The 21,430-nt window shown below is 61.3% G+C and carries 13 protein-coding genes; 5 read left to right on the top strand and 8 right to left on the bottom strand.

Annotated elements, in window-relative coordinates; all coding sequences use genetic code 11:
* Positions 1 to 14: 14 nt before the first annotated feature.
* The 4 genes from ACSQ36_RS29600 to ACSQ36_RS29615 all read right to left on the bottom strand — a co-directional run bounded on the left by ACSQ36_RS29600 (position 15) and on the right by ACSQ36_RS29615 (position 5,634).
* Positions 15 to 1,523 (bottom strand): NCS1 family nucleobase:cation symporter-1, encoded by a 1,509-nt coding sequence (locus ACSQ36_RS29600; RefSeq protein WP_213764481.1) that lies wholly within the window; start codon positions 1,521 to 1,523, stop codon positions 15 to 17.
* A gap of 125 nt (positions 1,524 to 1,648) precedes the next feature.
* Positions 1,649 to 2,941, bottom strand: a complete 1,293-nt coding sequence (gene preA, locus ACSQ36_RS29605; protein ID WP_436184708.1) for an NAD-dependent dihydropyrimidine dehydrogenase subunit PreA — start codon at positions 2,939 to 2,941, stop codon at positions 1,649 to 1,651.
* 37 nt (positions 2,942 to 2,978) lie between these two features.
* Positions 2,979 to 4,316: an NAD(P)-dependent oxidoreductase gene (locus ACSQ36_RS29610; RefSeq protein ID WP_436184709.1), complete on the bottom strand. Its 1,338-nt coding sequence runs from the start codon at positions 4,314 to 4,316 to the stop codon at positions 2,979 to 2,981.
* 58 nt (positions 4,317 to 4,374) lie between these two features.
* Complete coding sequence (locus ACSQ36_RS29615; protein ID WP_436184710.1) at positions 4,375 to 5,634, bottom strand: Zn-dependent hydrolase; 1,260 nt, start codon at positions 5,632 to 5,634, stop codon at positions 4,375 to 4,377.
* Between the two features lie 333 nt (positions 5,635 to 5,967).
* Between ACSQ36_RS29615 and ACSQ36_RS29620 the strand changes: the two genes are divergently transcribed.
* The 3 genes from ACSQ36_RS29620 to ACSQ36_RS29630 all read left to right on the top strand — a co-directional run bounded on the left by ACSQ36_RS29620 (position 5,968) and on the right by ACSQ36_RS29630 (position 10,656).
* Positions 5,968 to 6,702 (top strand): TetR family transcriptional regulator C-terminal domain-containing protein, encoded by a 735-nt coding sequence (locus ACSQ36_RS29620; protein ID WP_436184711.1) that lies wholly within the window; start codon positions 5,968 to 5,970, stop codon positions 6,700 to 6,702.
* Positions 6,703 to 7,963: 1,261 nt separating this feature from the next.
* Positions 7,964 to 9,214: an amidohydrolase family protein gene (locus tag ACSQ36_RS29625; RefSeq protein WP_436184712.1), complete on the top strand. Its 1,251-nt coding sequence runs from the start codon at positions 7,964 to 7,966 to the stop codon at positions 9,212 to 9,214.
* 62 nt (positions 9,215 to 9,276) lie between these two features.
* Positions 9,277 to 10,656, top strand: a complete 1,380-nt coding sequence (locus ACSQ36_RS29630) for an MFS transporter (RefSeq protein WP_436184713.1) — start codon at positions 9,277 to 9,279, stop codon at positions 10,654 to 10,656.
* A 36-nt stretch (positions 10,657 to 10,692) separates the two neighbouring features.
* On the opposite strand, the gene ACSQ36_RS29635 is transcribed toward ACSQ36_RS29630, so the two are convergent.
* From ACSQ36_RS29635 to ACSQ36_RS29650, 4 genes are read right to left on the bottom strand one after another with little or no spacing between them, the layout of a single operon-like run.
* Positions 10,693 to 14,898, bottom strand: a complete 4,206-nt coding sequence (locus ACSQ36_RS29635) for a molybdopterin-dependent oxidoreductase (RefSeq protein ID WP_436184714.1) — start codon at positions 14,896 to 14,898, stop codon at positions 10,693 to 10,695.
* Positions 14,899 to 14,923: 25 nt separating this feature from the next.
* Positions 14,924 to 15,271 carry a nitrite reductase small subunit NirD gene (gene nirD, locus ACSQ36_RS29640; RefSeq protein WP_436184715.1) on the bottom strand — a complete coding sequence of 116 codons (348 nt, stop codon included), beginning with the start codon at positions 15,269 to 15,271 and terminating at the stop codon, positions 14,924 to 14,926.
* Positions 15,272 to 15,302: 31 nt separating this feature from the next.
* Positions 15,303 to 17,843, bottom strand: a complete 2,541-nt coding sequence (gene nirB, locus ACSQ36_RS29645) for a nitrite reductase large subunit NirB (RefSeq protein ID WP_436184716.1) — start codon at positions 17,841 to 17,843, stop codon at positions 15,303 to 15,305.
* Positions 17,844 to 17,856: 13 nt separating this feature from the next.
* The gene (locus ACSQ36_RS29650; RefSeq protein ID WP_213766106.1) at positions 17,857 to 19,185 is read right to left on the bottom strand and encodes an MFS transporter; all 1,329 of its coding nucleotides are present in this window, start codon (positions 19,183 to 19,185) and stop codon (positions 17,857 to 17,859) included.
* A 742-nt stretch (positions 19,186 to 19,927) separates the two neighbouring features.
* Between ACSQ36_RS29650 and cobA the strand changes: the two genes are divergently transcribed.
* Positions 19,928 to 20,740 carry a uroporphyrinogen-III C-methyltransferase gene (gene cobA / locus ACSQ36_RS29655; RefSeq protein ID WP_436184977.1) on the top strand — a complete coding sequence of 271 codons (813 nt, stop codon included), beginning with the start codon at positions 19,928 to 19,930 and terminating at the stop codon, positions 20,738 to 20,740.
* Between the two features lie 112 nt (positions 20,741 to 20,852).
* Entirely contained in the window at positions 20,853 to 21,428 is a 576-nt protein-coding gene (locus ACSQ36_RS29660) for an ANTAR domain-containing response regulator (protein ID WP_213766104.1), read from the top strand.
* The last annotated feature ends 2 nt before the right edge of the window (positions 21,429 to 21,430 follow it).

Raw genomic sequence — 21,430 nt, forward strand, 5'->3', positions numbered from 1 at the left:
GAAATCACGCGAAATCAGGCGCTGGCAATCCGCGCCGTCGGGCGCTTGCCCATCTTCATCCATGCGCCATAAACAATCGATGCGAGCGCGAGGCCCACGAACCATGCATAGGTATAAAGCGTGTTGAAGAATGCCGGCACGTTCGGGAACGACGCGGGAAATGCCGTGTGCAGGAAGCCGGGCAAGTTGGGCAATACCCCCACGAGCAACGCGACCACAGCAGCTATATTCCAGCCGCCCGTGTAGCTGTATTCGCCGTTCTCGTTGAAGAGCTCGCGCGTATTCAGGCGTGTGCCGCGGATCAGGAAGTAGTCGACCATGAGAATACCCGCCACCGGTCCGAGCAGCGCCGAGTAACCCACGAGCCAGGTAAAAATGTAGCCCTGTGTAGTAGCCAGGATCTTCCACGGCATCATCACAATAGCGATAAACGCTGTAATCATCCCGCCCACGCGATACGAAATACCTTTCGGCCAGAGGCTCGAAAAATCATAAGCAGGACCGACCAGGTTGGCGGCCAGATTGCAGCTCATGGTGTCGAGCGTCAGGATGATCAGCGCCACGCCCACGCCAATGCCGGTCATGCGGCTGGTCAGGTCGATCGGGTCCCAGATCGCCTTGCCGTAGATCACCACGGTCGCCGACGTCACCACCACCGAGATGACCGACAGCAGCGCCATGGGGGCCGGCAGACCGATCGTTTGCCCGATGATCTGATCCTTCTGCGAGCGGGCGAAACGCGTGAAGTCCGGAATGTTAAGCGCGAGCGTGGCCCAGAACCCGACCATGGCCGTGAGACCCGGCCAGAAGGTTGCCCAGAACAAACCCTCCTTCTTGCCGCCGGCCACGAATTGCGACGGCTGCGCGAGCATGGAACCCAGGCCACCCGCCTTCGAGGTTGCCCACCACACCAGCGCAAGGCACATCACCACCTTGATTGGCGCGGACCAGCTTTCGAGGAAACGAATGGAGTCCGTGCCGCGCAAGATGAAATAGACCTGGATCAGCCAGAAGAACAGGAAACACGCCAGTTGCCCAAGCGTGATGTCCAGGAAAGGCAGCGGCGTACCGGGCGTCGAGTTACCGGTGAGGATATTCAGGAGCGTATGGATCGCACTGCCACCGAGCCATGTCTGGATTCCGTACCATCCGCATGCGACGATCGCTCGTAACAATGCCGGCAGCCTCGCGCCCTTCGTACCGAATGACGAGCGCACCAGCACTGCGTACGGAATGCCATGCTTCGCGCCAGCGTGACCGACCAGCAGCATGGGCACGAGCACGATCATGTTGCCGAGCAGCACGGTCAGCACCGCCTGCCACGGCGACATGCCTTCCTCCGTGAGCCCAGCCGCGAGCATGTACGACGCAATATTCATCACCATGCCGACCCACAGCGCTGCAAAGTGATACCACTTCCACGTCCGTTGCGCGGCCGTGGTTGGCGCCAGGTCGTCGTTATATAGACTGCCGCTGGCGCCGGCCGCGAACTGCGGGTCGACAGAATGCGCTGTCTGCTTCATCAGGTTGATCTCCTCAAGATCGTTGCGGTCCGCGCCCGCGGATCAGGCTGTGATTCCAGTCCGGGCGTCGGAGGACGTTGGTGGACGTAAGCGACAGGCGCTACTTTTTATACGGGTTCCAAACTCTATGCGGCCTTCACACTTTCTTCAACGTCGGCGTCCACGCGTGCGGGATTGTTCGGATGAGTCGTCCAGTTCGCATATTCGCCGGCATCCACGCGTTCCATCGTGATGCATTGCTCGACCGGGCACACATGCATGCATAAATTGCAGCCGACACATTCCGAATCGATGACTTCAAAATGCCGTTTGCCATCCTTCTCGCGCATGATCGCCTGATGCGCCGTATCTTCGCAAGCGATGTGACACAGGCCGCACTCAATGCACTTGTCCTGGTTGATGCGCGCCTTGATGTCATATTTCAGATTCAGATACTTCCAGTCAGTCACATTCTGCACCGCCCGCCCGCGGATATCGTCGAGCGTGGCGTAGCCTTTTTCGTCCATCCAGTTCGACAGACCGTCCGCGAGATCGGAGACAATACGAAAGCCGTAGTGCATGGCCGCCGTACAGACCTGCACGTTGCCCGCGCCCAGCACCATGAACTCGGCTGCATCGCGCCATGACGAAATGCCGCCAATGCCGGAGATCGGCAAATCGGGCGTTTCCACGTCGCGGGCAATCTCCGCGACCATGTTCAGCGCGATCGGTTTGACCGCCGGGCCGCAGTATCCCCCATGCGTACCCTTGCCGTCGACTGTCGGCATCGGCGCCATGAGATCCAGGTCCACCGCGACAATCGAATTGATCGTGTTGATCAGCGACACCGCGTCCGCGCCGCCCTTGTAAGCCGCGCGTGAGCTGGTGCGGATGTCGCTGATATTCGGCGTCAGCTTGACGATGCACGGCAGCTTCGTGCCTTCCTTCACCCAGCGCGTGACCATCTCCACGTATTCGGGCACCTGCCCGACCGCCGCGCCCATGCCGCGCTCGCTCATGCCATGCGGACAGCCGAAATTCAGTTCGACGCCATCGGCGCCGGTGTCCTCCACCAGCGGCAAGATCCACTTCCAGTCGCGTTCGTTGCACGGCACCATCAGCGAGACGATCAGCGCCCGATCCGGCCAGTCGCGCTTGACCTCGGTGATCTCCTTCAGGTTGACGTCGAGTGGCCGGTCGGTGATCAGTTCGATATTGTTCAGTCCTGCGATGCGCTGGCCATTCCATTGCACCGCGCCATAACGCGAACTCACGTTCACCACATGCGGGTCGAGCCCGAGCGTTTTCCATACGACGCCGCCCCAACCCGCTTCGAAGGCGCGATTGACGTTGTAGGCTTTATCGGTGGGCGGTGCGGATGCGAGCCAAAAAGGATTCGGCGACGTGATGCCGGCAAACGTATTGCGAAGATCGGCCATGAGCTGGCTCCCTTATTGTGGGATCGTGGAGGTGTTTTTATGCGGCCTTGATGGCCGTTGCCGCGAAGAACGCGTGGATGGACTCGGCGGCAATCTTGCCGTCCTGCACCGCTTGCACCGTCAGGTCGAGCCCGCCGGTGGCCGCGCAGTCGCCGCCGGCCCAGACGTTATCAAGCGACGTACGGCCATTCGAATCCACGGCGATACGGCTGCCGTCGAGCGTGAGCATGTCGCTCTCAAGACCCTCAGGCACGAGCGTTTGCCCGATCGCCTTCAGTACCATGTCGGCTTCAATGACATAGCGATCTCCCTTCGGAGTTTCGAACTCAACGCCGGTAACCTGGCCACCTGTATCGGTTAAACGCACAGGCTTTGCGTGCGTGATGATCGTCACGCCGTTGGTCTGCGCGAACTCCCGTTCGGCCCAGGTGGCGCCCATGGTTTCCACGCCGCGACGGTATGCCATCGTCACTGTTTCAGCACCCAGCTTGCGGCTTTGCACCGCCGCATCAATTGCCGTGTTGCCGCCGCCGATCACCACCACGCGACGCCCTACCGGCACGCTCCCGAGAGCATCCGCCTGACGCACCTGCTCGATGAAATCGACCGCGTTGTACACGCCTTGCAGCGTCTCGCCTTCGAGTCCGAGCGCGCGCACGCCGCCCAAGCCGATGGCGAGAAACACGGCGTCATGCTGCTTTCGCAAATCGCTCAGCTTCACATCGCGGCCGAGCATCACGTCGTTCTTCACTTCGATACCCCCCACCGAATACAGCCACTCTACTTCGCGCTGAGCGAAATCTTCGACCACCTTGTACGCCGCGATGCCGTATTCGTTCAGGCCGCCGGGCTTGGGCCGGGCGTCGAAGAGCGTCACCCGGTGACCGTCGAGCGCAAGGCGATGCGCACAGGCCAGTCCTGCCGGCCCCGCTCCAACCACCGCCACGTGACGCCCCGTATTCGCCGCGCGCTTGAAAAGCGGCTCGCCGCGCGCCATTGCCCAGTCGGTGGCGTGACGTTGCAACGCACCGATCTGAACTGGTTTGTCATCCTGATGATTTCTGACACATGCTCCTTCGCACAGGATTTCAGTCGGACAGACCCGTGCGCATGCGCCGCCCAAGGGATTGGCCGACAAGATATCCATGGCCGCGCCCTTCATGTTGCCGTTACCAATCTTGCGAATGAAGCTGGGAATATCTATTTTTGTGGGGCACGCGTTGATGCATGGTGCGTCGTAGCAGTAGTGGCAACGGCTCGACGCTGCAGCCGCCGCGGTGGCATCGAGTAACGGCGCAACATCTGAAAACTGACACGACAGTTGCTCTTGCGACAGCCGGTTCGATGCTATGTCGCCAATGTGCTTCATGGTCATACACGTTCCTTCTTCAAGGTGGGGACGCAATGGTCTTTCGACTAGAACCAACCCAGGCTTAACGGCCCGCGCGTTCGAGCATGGCGTGGAGCAGCACGTTTGCGCCCGCCTCGATCCATTCCTCCGAGGCATCCTCGATCTCGTTATGACTGATCCCGTCGACGCAAGGCACGAAGACCATCGACGTGGGCGCGACCTTCGAGAGGTAACACGCGTCGTGTCCTGCGCCCGAGACCATGTCCCGATGCGCATAACCAAAGCGCTCGGCGGCTGCGCGCACGGACTTCACGCACGCGGCGTCGAAGGCGATAGGCGCGTAATAGAAGATCTGTTCAAGCTGCGTTTCGAGCCCTGCGGCGCTCGCGATTTTCTCCACGCCAGCACGCAATGCCGCGTCCATTTTTGCGAGCACCGCGTCGTCGGGATGACGGAAATCCACGGTAAAAAACACGCGGCCCGGAATCACGTTGCGCGAGTTCGGATGCACCTGCATCATGCCGACCGTGGCACACGCCAGCGGCGCATTGTCGAGCCCAATGCGGTTCACCAACTCAACCACCCGCGATGCCCCAAGCAACGCATCGCGACGACGCGGCATGGGCGTAGGGCCCGCATGCGCTTCCTGCCCGGTCAGCGTGATCTCGTACCAGCGCTGCCCTTGCGCGTCGGTGACCACGCCGATCGTCATGTTTTCCGCTTCGAGAATCGGCCCTTGTTCAATGTGCAGTTCGAACGCGGCGTGCAGCTTGCGGCCGCCGCACGGTTCATCGCCTGCATAACCAATGCGCTTGAGTTCCTCGCCAATCGTCTTGCCATCCACGTCCTTGCGGGACAACCCATAGTCGAGCGTGAACTCGCCGGCAAACACGCCGGACGCGACCATGGCGGGCGCGAAGCGCGAGCCTTCCTCGTTGGTCCAGATCACGACTTCCACCGGATGTTCAGTCTCGATGCCGCGATCATTGAGCGATCGAATCACTTCGATGCCGCCCAGAACGCCGTAGATGCCGTCGAAGCGACCGCCTGTCGGCTGCGAGTCCGCATGCGAGCCTGTTACGACCGGCGCGGCATCTATGTTGCGCCCGGCACGGCGCATGAACACGTTGCCCATCTGGTCCACCTTGACCGTGCAACCCGCTTCCTTCGCCCAACTGACGATCAGGTCGCGCCCTTCGCGGTCGAGATCGGTGAGCGCAAGCCGGCATACGCCCCCCTTCTTTGTCGCGCCAATTTTTGCCATCGTCATGAGGCTGTCCCAGAGGCGTTTGCCGTTGACTCTGATCGACGTATCCAGCGCTGAATCAGTTACCGCGTCCATTTCGCGTTCTCCTTGCGTGTTGCTCGATTTAGGGTTTTGACTGATACGAATCTGGTGCATCGGCGTCGGCTTTTGGGGCGCTGGCGCACGGCAGCGGTGCAACATTTATCCGCTCACCTTGTCCGTTTCGTAGCGGTGAATCCATCGCAATCCGCCGCCTCTCAAATCCTGTCCAACTGGACAGGTTGTAGCCGATTAATATTTGCAAATCAACGTCTTTCGGCGTTTCCGATTAGAGTAAAAGCATAGCGAGAAGCGTGCCATTGCAATGCAGCAGAGCCTTGGGACAAGCGAAACGACGGGCTATGCAGCGGTGGCGTCAAAGCGCATAGAATGAGGCGCGATCAAGATGGAGAAGGCGCACGGCGCCATGCAAGGAAAACGATGAGAGATGACGAAGCGACAGCCGAGGCGACGAAAAACGATAGTGCGCCCGTTCCATTGCGGCGGCGCAAGGCACACATTCGCGAGACCAATGAAGCGCATCTTTTAGCGTGCGCCGAGGCCGTGTTCGCCGAGCGCGGACTCGAAGGCGCGAGTACCGCGATGATTGCGGAACGTGCAGGCTTGCCGAAAGCTAACCTGCATTATTACTTTCCGACCAAGCTGGCGCTTTATCGGCGCGTGCTTGAGGATTTGTTCGAAGACTGGCATCGTGCTGCCGATACCTTCGAGTCCAGCGATGACCCGGTCGAAGCAATCGGCGGCTATGTACGCACGAAAATGGAGTTGTCGCGGCGGCGTCCGCTCGGCTCGAAGGTGTGGGCAAGCGAGATCATTCACGGCGCCGTGCACATGCAGGACATCTTGAACGAACGCGTCAAGCCATGGCTTGACACGCGGGTGATCGTGATTGATGGCTGGATTGCGCGGGGCTTGCTCGCACCCGTGGACGCGCAGACGCTGATGTTCATGATCTGGGCCACGACCCAGCACTATGCGGATTTCGATGCGCAGATTCGCGCGTTGAAAGGTAAGCGGGCGCTTTCGCAGAAGGCCTTCGATGCGTCCACTGAGGAAGTGGTCAAGCTCGTGATTCGCGCGTGTGGTGCGAAATCAGCGAAGTGACAAAGTTGTTTCGCTCGCGCCGGTGGACGGGTTGGGGGTTTTGGTGGGGTTGGGGTTAGTGGTTGGGGTTAGTGGTCGGGGTCCTGGTTCCAAGGTTCGCGGTTCTGGGTCTATGCCGGGGTGGTGCTTTCGGCCGTGGTGGTCTGCGAGAGTCGGATTTTCTCTTTATCACTATTAGCCACTGTGCGTGGCGGCACGTCATTTCTTGGTCCTTAGCGACAAAGAAACGAAGCAAAGAAAGCGCTTTTAAACCACGCTACCCTAAGTGTCCACAGCGTGCAGTTTTCATTCATGGGTGCCCCAAAAGCACGGTGCTCGCCAGAGCGGAGGAAGTGTGAATCCCTCCTTCTCGCGAATCCTGACACGAACACGCTTCGCCCCCAACGCTCTCGGGCAAGCACAGTTCGCCAAGGGACCCGCACGGCCTCACGCGTCTTCACTGCGTCATGGCTTGGCAGGTTGCAGGCGTAGTTTGCGCCGTCGTCTTCGCGGGTTACGGTCGGACGCATATTTAAAGCTTCGTTCTTTTTGGATTACTTGCGTGGCCTGCACCTTATTTTCGCCTACTATGGCCTCGCGCATTTCGATGCGCCTCGTTTCTGCGCGGGTTAGTGATATGGTTCGACGTGCGTACTAATTCGGCGGGAGGTCCTCCGCGGATAGCGCGGGGTGCCCCTTGGGCAGGTTCAATCACTGGTGGCGAAGCGTGTGGGTATCCGTGTTCGGAGAAGGAGGGGTTCACACATCCGTCGCTCTGGCGAGCACCGTGCTTTTGGGGCACCTATGAATCAAAACTGCACGCTGTGGACACTTAGGGTAGCGTGGTTTGAAAGCGTTTTCTTTGCTTCGTTTCTTTGTCGCTAAGGACCAAGAAATGACGTGCCGCCACGCACAGTGGCTAATAGTGGTAAAGAGAAAATCCGACTCTCGCAGACCACCACGGCCGAAAGCACCAACCCGGCATAGACGCCGACCGCTAACCCAGAACCGACCAACCCGGCATCAACCCCGACCACTAACCCCAACCGCCAACCGCCAACCCCAAAACCTGGCATCGCCCTAAGCCACATCTGGCAAGTCCAAAACCAAACCCCGAGTGCGAACGAAACCCAATTCCGCGACGACTTCTTATGCAATTAATGACACGCTAGCGCGCTCGCCCACGCGCGGCGTATAGTTTCCTGCTCGTGCAATCGAGCCAACCTGGCGCGTCCACTCCCGCAGTCCGCGCCCCGGATTCCGCCTTCTCAGGAGAGTCACGATGACGTCGGTGTTGTTTCGCAACGGCGCGCTGCTGGACCCGTTGCAGCCAGAACTGATCCCCGGCCACGAGGTATTGGTCGAAGAGGGCCGAATCAAGGAAGTCTCCGACCGCCCGATCAAAACCGCCAATGCCCGCGTGATCGATTTGAAAGGCAAGACGTTGATGCCCGGCCTGATCGATCTCCACGTGCATGTCATCGCGGTCGAGTTCAACCTGCCACGCGTGGCAACCTTACCCAACGTGCTTGTCACGCTACGCGCCGTGCCGTTGATGCGCGCGATGCTGCGTCGCGGCTTTACCAGCATCCGCGACGCCGGCGGCGCCGGCTACCCGTTCAAGCAGGCAGTGGAAGCCGGACTGGCCGAAGGCCCACGCATGTTCGTCTCCGGCCGCGCACTGAGCCAGACCGGCGGTCACGGCGACATGCGTACGCGCACCGACTACATGCCACCGGACGCGCCTTGCGGCTGCTGCGTACGCGTCGGTGCGCTCACACGGGTAGCGGACGGCGTGGACGAGGTGCGACGCGCCGTTCGCGAAGAACTCCAGATGGGCGCGGACCAGATCAAGATCATGGCATCCGGCGGTGTTGCCTCGCCGACCGACCCCGTCGGTGCATGGGGATACTCAGAGGACGAGATCCGCGCGATCGTTGCCGAGGCGCGCGGCCGCCAGACCTACGTACTGGCTCACGCCTACACGCCCGACGCGATTGCACGTGCGGTGCGCTGCGGCGTGCGCACCATCGAGCACGGCAATCTCATCGACGACGCGACTGCACGTATGGTTGCCGAGCACGATGCATTCGTAGTTCCCACGCTGGTGACGTACGAAGCGCTCGCCAGCGAGGGCGGCAAATACGGCCTGCCCGAAGCGAGCTTGGCGAAGGTGGCCGATGTACACGAGGCCGGCCTCAGGTCGCTCGAAATCATGAAACGCGCGGGCGTGCGCATGGGCTTCGGCACGGATCTGCTGGGTGAATCGCAACGTCTGCAAAGCGATGAATTCCGGCTGCGCGCCGAGGTTTTATCGCCGGCTGAAGCCATAGCAAGTGCAACGGTGGTAGGCGCCGACGTGCTTGGCATGACGGGCAAACTCGGCCGCCTCGTGCCGGGCGCGTTCGCCGATGTGCTGGTTGTGGACGGCAATCCACTTCGATCCATCGACTGCCTGCTCGGTCAGGGCGAACACATTCCGTTCGTGATGAAAGGCGGTCACATCCACTTCGATGAACTCGAGCACGCCTGACTCGAGCACGCTTGGACCCCCAGCCGAATCCGTTCATTCCTGACAGCGAGGCGCGTTACCCAATGTCGACGATTTCCGCCCGTATCGAACGCATGCCGTTTTCTTCGTTTCATCGACGGCTATTGCTGATGGGCGGTCTCGGCTACACCTTCGACGCCATGGACGCCGCCGTGCTCGCGTTCCTGCTGCCGGTGCTGCGCACGCAGTGGTCGCTCAGCAGCGTGCAGACGGGCGTGCTCGGCAGCGGTACGTTCATCGGCTATTTCCTCGGGGCGATGCTCGCAGGCATGCTCGGCGATCTGATCGGACGGCGGCGCGTGATGATGGTTGCGCTGGTGATCTACTGCGTTGCATCGCTGGCCAGCGCAACCGCCCACGACTGGCCGTTCTTTCTCGCGACACGCATCGTCGCCGGACTCGGCACGGGCGCCGAAAGCGCGATCGTCGCACCGTTCCTGTCGGAGTTCGTGGCGCGCCGGTATCGCGGTGCGTTCACGGGTAGTCTCGCCGGCTTCTTCTCATTTGGCTTCGTGGCTGCTGCGCTGCTTGGTTATCTCGTGATCCCGCTTGCACCGAACGCGTGGCGCGTGGTGATGGTGATCACCGCCCTGCCTATTGTGATGTTGCTGTGGTGGCGGCGCGCGTTGCCTGAATCGCCGCGCTGGCTGGTCGCGCGCGGGCGGCACGCGGAAGCCGAGGTAATCGTCGCGCGGGCGGAAGCCGAATTGATGGCTGCGGGCGTGAAACTGGAACCCCTGCCGGCAACCGATGCAGCCGCCGAAGCGGAGGTTCCCATCGCGGCGCAACGTGCTTCGGTGCTCGCGAACGTTAAGGCCCTCTGGTCGCGCGAGCTCGCGCGCATCACCACCATGACGTGGCTCATGTGGCTTTCGATCACCTTCAGCTACTACGCGTTCTTCACGTGGATTCCAAGCCTGCTCGTGCAGAACGGCATGACGATCACACGCAGCTTTTCTTACTCGCTCGTGATCTATATCGCGCAGATACCGGGTTATTTTTCAGGCGCGTGGCTGAACGAAAAGATCGGCCGGCAAGCGACCATTGCGTCGTACATGGTGCTGGGAGGCGTCTCGGCATTAGGACTTGCGCTCACGCGTAGCGACGGGGGCATCATGCTATCCGGCGTGCTGCTGTCGTTCTTCATGAATGGCACGTATGCGGGTGTCTACGCCTACACGCCCGAGGTTTTTCCAACCGATGTCCGCGCAACCGGCACGGGGCTGGCTTCATCGATTGGTCGGCTAGGCGCGATCGCCGCCCCTATCCTGGTTGGGTATGTGTATCCGTTGCTGGGCTTTCCAGGCGTGTTTGGGGCAACCACATTCGTACTGCTGATCGGTGCGGCGGCAGTGGTGCTGATGGGCGTGCCAACGCGCGGAAGATCGCTTGAAGACATCGCGGCGCAGCAGTTGCGCGATTAGCGAGATCACCGAACTCGCACGTGACTCAAGCGAAACTCAATACACGTCCCGCACATAACGCTTGTCCCTGACCATGCCACTAACATATTCCTGAGCCTTGTCGTCGCTCATGCCGGCATGCTGAGCCACGACAGACTTGAGCGCTGCGTCAACGTCCTTGGCCATGCGGCCCGCGTCACCGCAGACATAGAAATGCGCGCCGGCCTCAAGCCACGACCACAGCTCGGCCCCGTGTTCACGCATACGATCCTGCACATAGATCTTGTCGGCCTGATCCCGCGAGAACGCGAGATCGAGACGGTTCAGCAGACCCTTGCGGCGCATCTCATCGAGTTCATCGCCGTAGTAATAATCCGTGGCGGCATGCTGCTCGCCAAAGAACAACCAGTTGCGGCCGGTGTCGCCGCGCGCGAGGCGTTCATGCAGGAAGCCCCTGAACGGGGCCACGCCGGTGCCGGGGCCGACCATGATCATGGGTGCATCGCCACTATGGGGAAGACGGAAATGCGCCGATTTCTGCACGAATACCGGCACGCTGGCATCGCCCGCGCGATCGGCCAGAAAGGTCGAGGACACGCCCTTGCGCTGACGCCGGCCGTTGTTATACCGGACCGCCGATACGGTCAGGTGTATCTCGCCAGGGTGGGCCTTGGGACTCGATGCAATCGAGTAAAGGCGCGGCTGCATGCGCTTGAGCATGCCGATCAGTTCCGTGGCTGAAAGCTCCACCGGGAATTCATGCAGCACGTCAGCCAGTTGCTGGCCCCAGAGCCATTTCTTCAAGTCCGCCTTGTTGTCCTCGCGAAGCAGCCTGCCCAATGCATTATTCGCACCATTCGCACCCTCTGCACCGTTGCGCGTCCGGGCTGCGATGAACGCCAACGCGTCGTGATTCGGGCGCGCTATTTCATAGTGCTTGCCGAGTGCGTCGGCCAGCCGCATCTCACCCGCGCCCGCCACATTGACGGCGGCATCAGCGCTAAGGCCACTCAGTCCGATGAGTTCATCGACCAGTTCGGGACAGTTTCTCGGCCACACCCCGAGCGCATCGCCGACCTCATAATCAAGACCCGAGTCAGCGGTATCCAGCGAGAAATAACGCGTGTCCTTCGTCGCGCCCTGCTTGTTCAGCCGCAGATTCTTCACCAGCCGCGACGCTGCCGGATGGGTCTTCGAAGGCGCGGTGCCAGGCAGCACGGCCGGAATCATGCCGTCGGCCGGGACTGCATGCAGGGCCGCATCTTCTTCCTTGATACGCGCGACGATCCGCTCGAGCCAAGCGTCGGCTGCGGGCTGGTAATCGGCATCGCAGTCGACCCGCTCCAGCAAAGGTATCCCGCCGCGTTCGAGCAAACGGGCATCGAGCTTGCGGCCGTGACCGCAGAACGCATCGTAGTTGCGATCGCCAAAAGCCAGCACGGCGTAGCGCACGCCATCCAGGCGCGGGGCGTTATCGGCACTGATCCCGGTCCAGAAACTCGCGCCGTTATCGGGGGCATCGCCGTCGCCGAACGTACTCGTCATCAGCAAAACGTACTGCGCTTTCTCCAGGTCGGAAACCGCATAGTCGGCCATACACGTGGTGCGTATTTCGAAGCCGGACTCCATCAACTGGGTCGCATATCGCTCGGTCAACGATTCGATATTCCCCGTCTGAGAAGCCCACAGCAACACGACTTTTGGCCGCGCCCGCGCAATGCGCACAGAGGACTCGGCGGTGGTTGCTGCAACCGGTGCGGTCAACGTAGGCATAGCCGTTTCAGCGCGGCTGAAGAGCCCCGCGAGGACACCATCGAGCCAAAGCCGCGTAGCAGGGGCGATGGGCGCACCAAGCGGCAACGTCGGTACGCCGCCTGTTGCGCGGCCTTCCGTCGAGCGCAGGCCACTCATGAAACCGTCGACGTAGATGCGTTCGGTCTCGCTAAGTTCGGGTGGCGGCGTTTTCGGAATACCGAGCAGCGCGGCAAGGGCATCAATACGGGACATGTCCAGTTCCTGGTTCGGACGGGCGTGATCGGCGGCGACGGGCTCAACGCGTTCCGAGCCGGCGGCATCGTCACGCGTCTCAGGATTCGCCGTGTCAGCTTTAGGCGCTACGCGGCTGAGCGCAACAGCACAGAACTTGAATTCAGGCTGCTGCGATATCGGGTCGATCGCGTCGTTCGTCACGGCGTTGATGCAGAGTTCTTCGCCAAAGACGTCGTTCCAATGCATGGGGGCAAAGCAGTTGCCGGCACGAACCCGATCGGTGACCACTGCCGGCAAAACGGCGCGGCCGCGGCGCGAGCGAATCTCGACCGCGTCCTTCGCCTTGATACCCAGCGCCGCCGCATCTTCGGGATGAATTTCCACGAACGGGGCGGGATTCAGCTTGTTCAGCATGGGCACCTTGCCGGTCTTGGTCATGGTGTGCCACTGGTGCTGCAAGCGGCCCGTATTCAGCACGATAGGCCGTTCACTGTCAGGCATTTCCGCAGGAGCCACATGCGGGCGAGCGAAGAAAACGGCCTTGCCGGTTGAAGTGGGAAAGCTCAGGCGCGGGCGGCTGCCGTCAGGCATTTGCCTGAGCGTCTGGCTCACGCCGTCGTTGATATAACGCACCGGATTGCGATCGGCTGCAACGTCCGGTGCACAGGGCCATTGCAACGGCGTCTCGCGCAAGCGTTCATGGCTCGCACCGCGCAGGTCGTAGCCCGTCTTGAGATTCGACGTCCGGGTAATCTCCGCGAACACCTCTTCTGCCGATGCATAACTGAATGCATCGGCGAAACCCATTTCACATGCGACGCGCGCGATGATCTGCCAGTCCGGCAACGCGGCGCCCGGCGGCTCGATGGCCTTCTGCGTGAGCGTCATGTTGCGCTCGGAGTTGATCATCACGCCTTCAGCCTCAGCCCACAGCGCGCCAGGCAGAAGGACATCGGCGTAGCGATTGGTTTCGGTATCGAGGAAGGCATCCTGTGCGATGACCAGCTCCGCGGCCTGCAACCCCGCAATCACGGTCTGCCGGTTCGGCACGCTTGCAACAGGATTGGTGCAGATGATCCAGCAGGCCTTGATCTCGCCGGTCGACATGCGCGAGAACATGTCCACGGTGCCTTGGCCGAGCGAAGTCTTGAGTGTGCCCTTAGGGACATTCCACAGGTCTTCTATGAAATCCCTATCCTCCGCTACCAGCACCGAACGTTGCCCGGGAAGCCCGGGTCCCATGTAACCCATCTCGCGCCCGCCCATGGCATTAGGCTGCCCCGTGAGCGAGAACGGTCCGCTGCCCGGCCGGCATATCTTGCCCGTGGCGAGATGCAGGTTGCAGATGGCGTTTGTGTTCCAGGTGCCATGCGTGCTTTGGTTGAGGCCCATGGTCCAGCAGCTCATCCACTCGGGCGCCTCGCCCATCCATTGCGCCGCTCGGCGGATGTCCGCTTCGGGAATACCGGTGATCTCAGCGACCTTATCCGGCGCATAGTCCTCCAGAAAGGCCGGCATCGCGTCCCAGCCTTCGGTAAATTCGGCAATAAAATCCGCATCGGTATGAGCGTTCCGATGCAGCAAATAAAGCAGGCCGTTCAGCAACGCGAGATCGGTGCCCGGCTTGATCTGCATGAAGAGGCTGGCTTTGTCGGCGGTCGCGTTGCGGCGCGGGTCCACCACGATCAGCTTCGCGCCGGCCTTCACGCGATCCATCATGCGCAGGAACAGGATCGGGTGACAGTCGGCCATGTTCGCGCCGATCACAAAAAACAGGTTGGCCCGGTCGATGTCCTCGTACGAGCCCGGTGGCCCGTCAGCACCCAGCGACAGTTTGTAGCCGCTGCCGGCGCTCGCCATGCAGAGCCGAGAATTGGACTCTATGTTGTTGGTGCCGACAAACCCCTTCGCGAGCTTGTTGACGAGGTACTGCGCCTCGATCGACATCTGCCCCGACACATAGAACGAAAGCGCGTCCGGGCCGTGCTCGTCAAGCAGCCCACGCAGGCGCTGAGCGGTGTCGGAAATCGCTTGCGCCATGGGTAACGGGATCGGGTCGCGATCCCGTTCGCGGCGAATGAAAGCGCCCTCCAGACGGCCCGATTTGCGCAAGACCACATGCGCCGACGAACCCTTGGTACAGAGGCGTCCAAAGTTGGCCGGATGCTCCTTGTCACCGGACACCTTGACCACTTCTCCCTTCTCGACTTGCAAGACCATGCCGCAGCCAACGCCGCAGTATGGACACACGGTTTTTACGCTGCCGGAGATCATGACCGACGCTCGAACCCGCTCACCTTCATACCGCGACCCACACGTGGCCGTCCTCTACGCGCGCGGCAAAAGCGTTGACCGAGTTCGCCGGTATCTCGATGCATTCGCCCGTGCGAAGATCATAGTGATGCTTGAAGATCGGCGATGCCACCACAATGCGCTCGCCCAGATTGCCGATCAGTCCGCGCGACAATACAGACGCCTGTGAGCCCGGGTCGAAGTTATCGATCGCGTACACGCTTGGGGTTCCATCGAAGAGATAGAACACGGCGACCTGCTCGCCGTTGATGAGCGCACAGACGCCGGTGTTCGGCACGATGTCATCAAGCGGGCATACAGGCACCCATGAGCTTGAGATTCGATCGTTGTTCATGATGATGTCCTCAGTGTGTTTCGCGGGCGCTTCAAACGGTCTCGACAACCACCGGAATGTCGATTCGCTTCAGTTGCCGCTCAGCCGGCGTCGCGGGGCGAATCTGGCCACGCTCTTCGACGAAACTCACGTTCGCATCGGCTTCATCGCTGTTGACGAAATGACGGAAGCGCTTGCGCGTGTCCGGATCGTTGACTGCCTTTTTCCACTCGCATTCGTAGGTATCGACCACGTACTGCATCTCCGCTTCGAGTTCCGCGGCAAGCTGAAGCTTGTCGCGCACCACGACATCGATCAGGTATTCGAGCCCGCCTTCCAGGTTGTCGCGCCAGACGCTCGTGCGCTGCAAGCGGTCCGCGGTACGGATGTAGAACATCAGGAAGCGGTCGATGTACTGGATCAGCGTGACACGGTCGAGATCGGATGCGAGCAACTCGGCGTGACGCGGTTTCATGCCGCCGTTACCGCATACGTAGAGGTTCCAGCCCTTCTCTGTGGCAATCATGCCAATGTCCTTGCCTTGCGCCTCGGCACATTCGCGTGTGCAGCCGGAGACGCCGAACTTGATCTTGTGGGGAGTGCGCAAACCCTTGTAGCGGTTCTCGATGTCGATCGCGAGACCGACCGAATCGCCCACGCCATAGCGGCACCAGGTCGAACCCACGCAGGACTTCACGGTCCGCACCGACTTGCCGTACGCATGACCGGACTCGAAGCCGGCCGCGATCAGTTCTTCCCAGATCAGCGGCAGCTGTTCAACCCGCGCGCCGAACAGGTCAACACGTGCCCCGCCCGTGACCTTGGTGTACAGGCCATACTTTTTTGCGACCTGGCCGACGGCGATCAAACCGTCCGGCGTGACCTCGCCACCGGGCATCCGGGGGACGACGGAATAGGTGCCGTCGCGCTGGATATTCGCGAGATAGTAGTCGTTCGAATCCTGCAGGCTTGCATGCTCTTTCTTCAGCACGAACTCGTTCCAGCACGATGCAAGAATCGCGGCGGCAGCCGGCTTGCAGATATCGCAGCCAAGACCGTGGCCATGCTTCGCGAGCAACGCGCCAAACGTCTCGATGCGCTCGACGCGCACCATGTGATAAAGCTCCTGACGCGAGTAAGGGAAGTGCTCGCACACGTGGTTGTTGACCGCGAGACCCTGCTTTTTCATCTCGGCCTTCATCACCTGCGTGACCAGCGCCACACAACCTCCGCACGAACTGCCGGCCTTGGTCGCGGACTTCAACGCACCAATGCTGGTTGCACCCGCGCAGACCGCCTCGCATATCTGCCCTTTCGACACGTTGTTGCACGAACAGATCTGCGCAGCTTCAGGCAGCGCCTCGACACCAAGACCAGGCTTTTGCTTGCCATCGGCGGAAGGGAGAATCAGGAATTCGGGTGCATCAGGCAACTCGATGCGGTTCAGCATCATCTGCAACAGCGTGCCGTATTCGCCTGCGTCGCCGACCATCACGCCACCGAGCAAATACTTGCCGCACTCGGACACCACCAGTTTCTTGTAGACCTGCTTGCGTTCATCGCTGAACTGGTATGCACGGCTGCCCGGCGTCTTGCCGTGCGCGTCGCCAATACTCGCCACGTCCACGCCCATCAGCTTGAGCTTCGTGCTCATATCGGCGCCGGTGAAACCAGCCTGTTCGCCAGCCAACTGTTTTGCAACAACACGGGCCATGTCATAACCCGGCGCGACCAGCCCGAAGACCTGTCCGTTCCAGAGTGCGCATTCGCCGATCGCATAGATATCGGCGTCACTTGTGCGGCAGTTGTCGTCAATCACAATGCCGCCGCGCGCACCGACTTCAAGGCCACTGATACGCGCAATCTCATCGCGCGGGCGGATGCCGGCGGAGAACACGATCATGTCGGTGTCGAGATGGCTTGCGTCGGCGAACTCCATGCGGTGCGTGCCGTTCTCGCCATCGACTATGGCTACGGTGTTCTTCTGCGTATGAACCGTCACCCCCAGCTCTTCGATCTTGCTGCGCAATACGCGCGCGCCGCTGTCGTCAACCTGCACGGCCATCAAGCGCGGCGCGAACTCGACCACGTGCGTCTGCAAGCCCATGTCGCGCAACGCCTTGGCGCACTCAAGCCCCAGCAGTCCGCCGCCTACCACCGTGCCCGTTTTCGAGCGCGCGCCGCATTCCTTCATTGCTTCGAGATCTTCAATAGTGCGGTACACGAAGCAATCACGACGCTCATTGCCCGCCACCGGCGGCACGAACGGGTAAGAACCGGTAGCGAGCACCAGCTTGTCGTACGCCAGCACCTCGCCGGTCGACACCGTCACGGTACGCGCCGCGCGATCGATCGACACCGCCTTCGCATTGAGCTCAAGCCGCACGCGCGCGCGCTCGAAGAATCCCGGCTCGACCAGTGACAGGTCCTGCGCCGTCTTGCCCGAGAAGAACTCCGACAGATGCACGCGATCGTAAGCCGGTCGCGGCTCTTCGCATAGCACGGTGATATCAAGCTCGTGCGCTGCGTTTTCAGCGAGGCATTCAAGGAGTTTATGGCCGACCATGCCATGACCGACGACGACGATTTTCATGATCAGGACGCTCTCAATTGGCAATGCTGTTATTGACACCCAATGCATCTGCACGCAGCGCGGCTTCCTGTGCCTTGTGCTCGGAGCTAAAGCGCACGGCGAGTGCGCACAGCGCGGACAACGTGACCAGCACGCCGAGCATGGCGAGCGTCTGCTGGACGCTGCCGAAGCCCTTCATCAGGAAGCCGGCGGCCACCGCTCCCACGTTGCCGCCCGCACCGATAATCCCCGCCACGCCGCCCAGCGCCTTGCGGTCGATGAACGGCACAAGCGCATACGTCGCGCCGCACGCCATGTGCGTGAACAGGCCGAAGCTCAGCATGGCGACCACGGCGAGCGCCGCGCTATCCGCATGCGAAAACCATAACAGCCCAAGACCTTCGCCCGCTATGAGCGCGAACAACAAAGTCGAACGAATTTCCAGGCCGCGACGTGCAGCGGCTTTGTCTGATATCCAGCCGCCGAGCGCACGGGCGAACAGGGCGAGCAGTCCAAAGCTGCCGGCAGCGGCACCGGCGGCTTTCAGCGAGAGATGAAAGTGATCGACGTAATAGATGGCGGCAATGTTGTGGATGAACACTTCGACGCCAAAGCAAGCCGCATAGGTGATGAAAAGCATCCATACGCGATAGTTCGCGCAGGCCGTGCGAAAGCTCGCCCAGCCGCCTTTCTTGCCACCGTCGATGGTGATGCCTTGCGCACGCAACTGCGTGAAGTTGCCTTGCGGGCAGTCCTGCGTGAAGCGCCAGTAGAACCAGGCCATCACCGGCATGGCCAGCCCGGGAACCACGAGCGCGAGGCGCCACGCGGATGCATCTGCGGCGCCGAGCGCGAGCATGCCCGCGAGCAGCAACGGCACCAGTATTTGCGCCGCGCCGGCCCCGGCATTACCCCAACCGGCGCTGGTCGCGTTGGCCGTGCCGACCACGTTCGGCGCGAACATCACAGATGTGTGGTACTGCGTAATAACGAAGCTCGCACCCACGGCGCCAATGCCCAGGCGGCACAGCAGGAAGCTTTCGTAACCGCCCGAGAGCGCCGCGCCGAACACGGGGAATGCACCGAGGAGCAGCAGCCCCGTATAGACCTTGCGCGGACCGTAGCGGTCGCACATTGGGCCAATGATGAGCCTTACCAGAATCGTCGCGGCAACCGCTGCGATGTTGATATTGGCGACCTGATCGATGGACAGGCCGAACTCGCGCTTGATCAACGGCATCAGCGGCGCACAGGCGAACCACGCGAAGAAGCAGACGAAGAACGCCATCCACGTGAGGTGGAAGGCACGCATGGGCACGGTGCGCAGGCTGAAGAGATCGATCCGGGTTGCTTTGTCTGCCATTGTCTTTCCACAAAACAAAAAGGCGTCCCGTGAACCCAGCCGATGACTGAGTTCAGGGGACGCCATTGTCCAAAAAGCCCGTCACGGGCCGCTGCTGAAGCCTTGCGATGAAACCGGACCGCCGTTGGTCCATGGGCGCTCTATTTGCAAGGGCCATGCCATACGCTGCGTTTCTATATTTGGCGGGCGTTTGCGCTCGACGGCGCGTTTGTCGGGCGATTATGGGCGATGCATTTTGATGCAACGCCGCACACTCGCGGTGCGACGCAGCACTGTCCGCGTGCGAGTGGAACGGCACCCTGCTTGGGGCGTTCCGGTCCGCTACGCAAGATCAAAGAGGGCGTTCTTCGTGCGGGCACGCTTAAGGAGCGCTGCTTCGCGCGGCGGACGCGTTATTGCCCGCATCGTTCGTTGCCGGGCGCGCCAGGGCAATACTCGTCTGGCCTGGATATTGCCTATCACTGGCCGTGCGCGGCAACGATGTCGGGCGCTTGGATACACGGTTTTATCGATTGAATGCCGGTCACCATCGGCGACTCAGGACAACGGCGTCCCTTCGTGCAAGAGCACGAGCGGATGCCGTTTTTCGTTGGAGCGCCGTGTTGTCGCATTGCCCGAATGCAGGTCATCTGATCTGCGCGACGCGCGACCCATGCGGCTCATTCCGAACTTCGGTCTTTTAAGCAACGCGGCGGTGGCTGCGCTTTTCTCAAGCTTTCTCAAGCCGCCAAAGGACATCACGATGACAACTGGCAAGGTCACCTTGCTTAGCGCCGGTCCCGGCGATCTGGACCTGCTCACGATCAAAGCCGCCAAAGCATTGGCGCTGGCGGATATCGTGTTGCTGGACGATCTCGCCAATCCCGAGATCGTCTCGCTTGCGCCCCGCGCGCGCGTGATCCGCGTCGGCAAGCGCGGCGGCTGCAAGTCGACACCGCAAGCGTTCATTCAACGGCTGATGCAACGTTATGCCCTCAAAGGGCTGCACGTGGTTCGCGTGAAGGGTGGCGACGCGCTGCTGTTCGGACGCGCGGGAGAAGAACTCACAGCACTGCGCCACGCGCAGATTCCGGTGGAGATCATCAACGGCATTTCGTCGGGCTTTGCAGCGGCCGCGAGTCTCGGGATATCGCTGACGCATCGGGAACATTGCCAGGGAGTGACCTTCGTCACGGCGCACAAGCAGGATCATGGCGAACCCAACTGGGCCGCACTCGCTGCAACCGGCACGACGCTCGCGATCTACATGGGCATGACGCGCATCGAAAGCCTCTGCCATGCGCTGCTCTCGGCGTTACCGGCATCCACCCCTGCCGCCGTGGTTCAATGGGCCGGTACCGCATCCGAGCGGCGCTGGCTTGGACCGCTGGACCGCCTGGCTATCGACGCCGTGAAGGAAGGGCTGGGAAGCCCCGCCGTGATCCTCGTTGGCAATGCGATCAGCGAAGCGGTAGATTGGGTGACTCACAACGGAAGCGGCGCTCTTGCCGTGGACAAGCATGCCGCCTTCAACGCATGGCAAGACATCACTGAAGCGGTTCAGCATGCAGCCTGACCGGCGCAAACGGCATCGAGCGGCGAAAGCGGTCTTTATGGCGCGCGCTGATCGTCCGCCAGAGAGCGTTGCGTCAAGCATTCCATGCATGAGCTATCCCGGCGCCTGACCCATGCTTCGCGTACTGCTCGTCACCGACACCGACAAACCCATTGGCGATCTTCGCCAGGCACTCGCACGCCTGGGCTACGACATGCTGGCCGAGGTCGCGACCCCCGCGGCATTGCCCAAGGTGGTGGAGGAACAGCGCCCGGATGTGGTCATCATCGATACTGAATCGCCTTCACGCGATACGCTCGAACAACTTGCCGTGATGAACGAAACCGCGCCGCGCCCGGTCCTGATGTTCAGCAACGACGGCGACCAGCAACTGATTCACGCCGCGGTCGGTGCAGGCGTGAGCGCTTACCTTGTCGAAGGCCTGGAGGCCGCGCGTCTCGCCCCCATTCTCGAAGTCGCGCTGGCGCGTTTCGCCCGCGAGGAGCAATTGCGCAAGCGGCTCGCCAAAGCCGAAAATGAACTCGCCGACCGCAAGCTGATCGACCGGGCCAAGCGCCTGTTGATGGACCGGCGCAAGATGTCGGAACCTGAGGCATACGCCATGCTGCGCAAGCGCGCGATGGACGAGGGACTGAAGCTTGCCGAGGTTGCGCGCCAGTTGGTGTCGATGGTCGATTTACTAGGGTAGCC

The organism is Caballeronia sp. LjRoot34 (assembly GCF_964253815.1).
Taxonomy (GTDB): Bacteria; Pseudomonadota; Gammaproteobacteria; order Burkholderiales; family Burkholderiaceae; genus Caballeronia.

Excerpts from the sequence above, each read along its gene's own strand:
- ACSQ36_RS29600 (WP_213764481.1), bottom strand. The coding sequence starts at position 1,523 with ATGAAGCAGACAGCGCATTCTGTCGACCCGCAGTTCGCGGCCGGCGCC.
- preA (WP_436184708.1), bottom strand. The coding sequence starts at position 2,941 with ATGGCCGATCTTCGCAATACGTTTGCCGGCATCACGTCGCCGAATCCT.
- ACSQ36_RS29610 (WP_436184709.1), bottom strand. The coding sequence starts at position 4,316 with ATGACCATGAAGCACATTGGCGACATAGCATCGAACCGGCTGTCGCAA.
- ACSQ36_RS29615 (WP_436184710.1), bottom strand. The coding sequence starts at position 5,634 with ATGGACGCGGTAACTGATTCAGCGCTGGATACGTCGATCAGAGTCAAC.
- ACSQ36_RS29620 (WP_436184711.1), top strand. The coding sequence starts at position 5,968 with ATGAGGCGCGATCAAGATGGAGAAGGCGCACGGCGCCATGCAAGGAAA.
- ACSQ36_RS29625 (WP_436184712.1), top strand. The coding sequence starts at position 7,964 with ATGACGTCGGTGTTGTTTCGCAACGGCGCGCTGCTGGACCCGTTGCAG.
- ACSQ36_RS29630 (WP_436184713.1), top strand. The coding sequence starts at position 9,277 with ATGTCGACGATTTCCGCCCGTATCGAACGCATGCCGTTTTCTTCGTTT.
- ACSQ36_RS29635 (WP_436184714.1), bottom strand. The coding sequence starts at position 14,898 with ATGATCTCCGGCAGCGTAAAAACCGTGTGTCCATACTGCGGCGTTGGC.
- nirD (WP_436184715.1), bottom strand. The coding sequence starts at position 15,271 with ATGAACAACGATCGAATCTCAAGCTCATGGGTGCCTGTATGCCCGCTT.
- nirB (WP_436184716.1), bottom strand. The coding sequence starts at position 17,843 with ATGAAAATCGTCGTCGTCGGTCATGGCATGGTCGGCCATAAACTCCTT.
- ACSQ36_RS29650 (WP_213766106.1), bottom strand. The coding sequence starts at position 19,185 with ATGGCAGACAAAGCAACCCGGATCGATCTCTTCAGCCTGCGCACCGTG.
- cobA (WP_436184977.1), top strand. The coding sequence starts at position 19,928 with ATGACAACTGGCAAGGTCACCTTGCTTAGCGCCGGTCCCGGCGATCTG.
- ACSQ36_RS29660 (WP_213766104.1), top strand. The coding sequence starts at position 20,853 with ATGCTTCGCGTACTGCTCGTCACCGACACCGACAAACCCATTGGCGAT.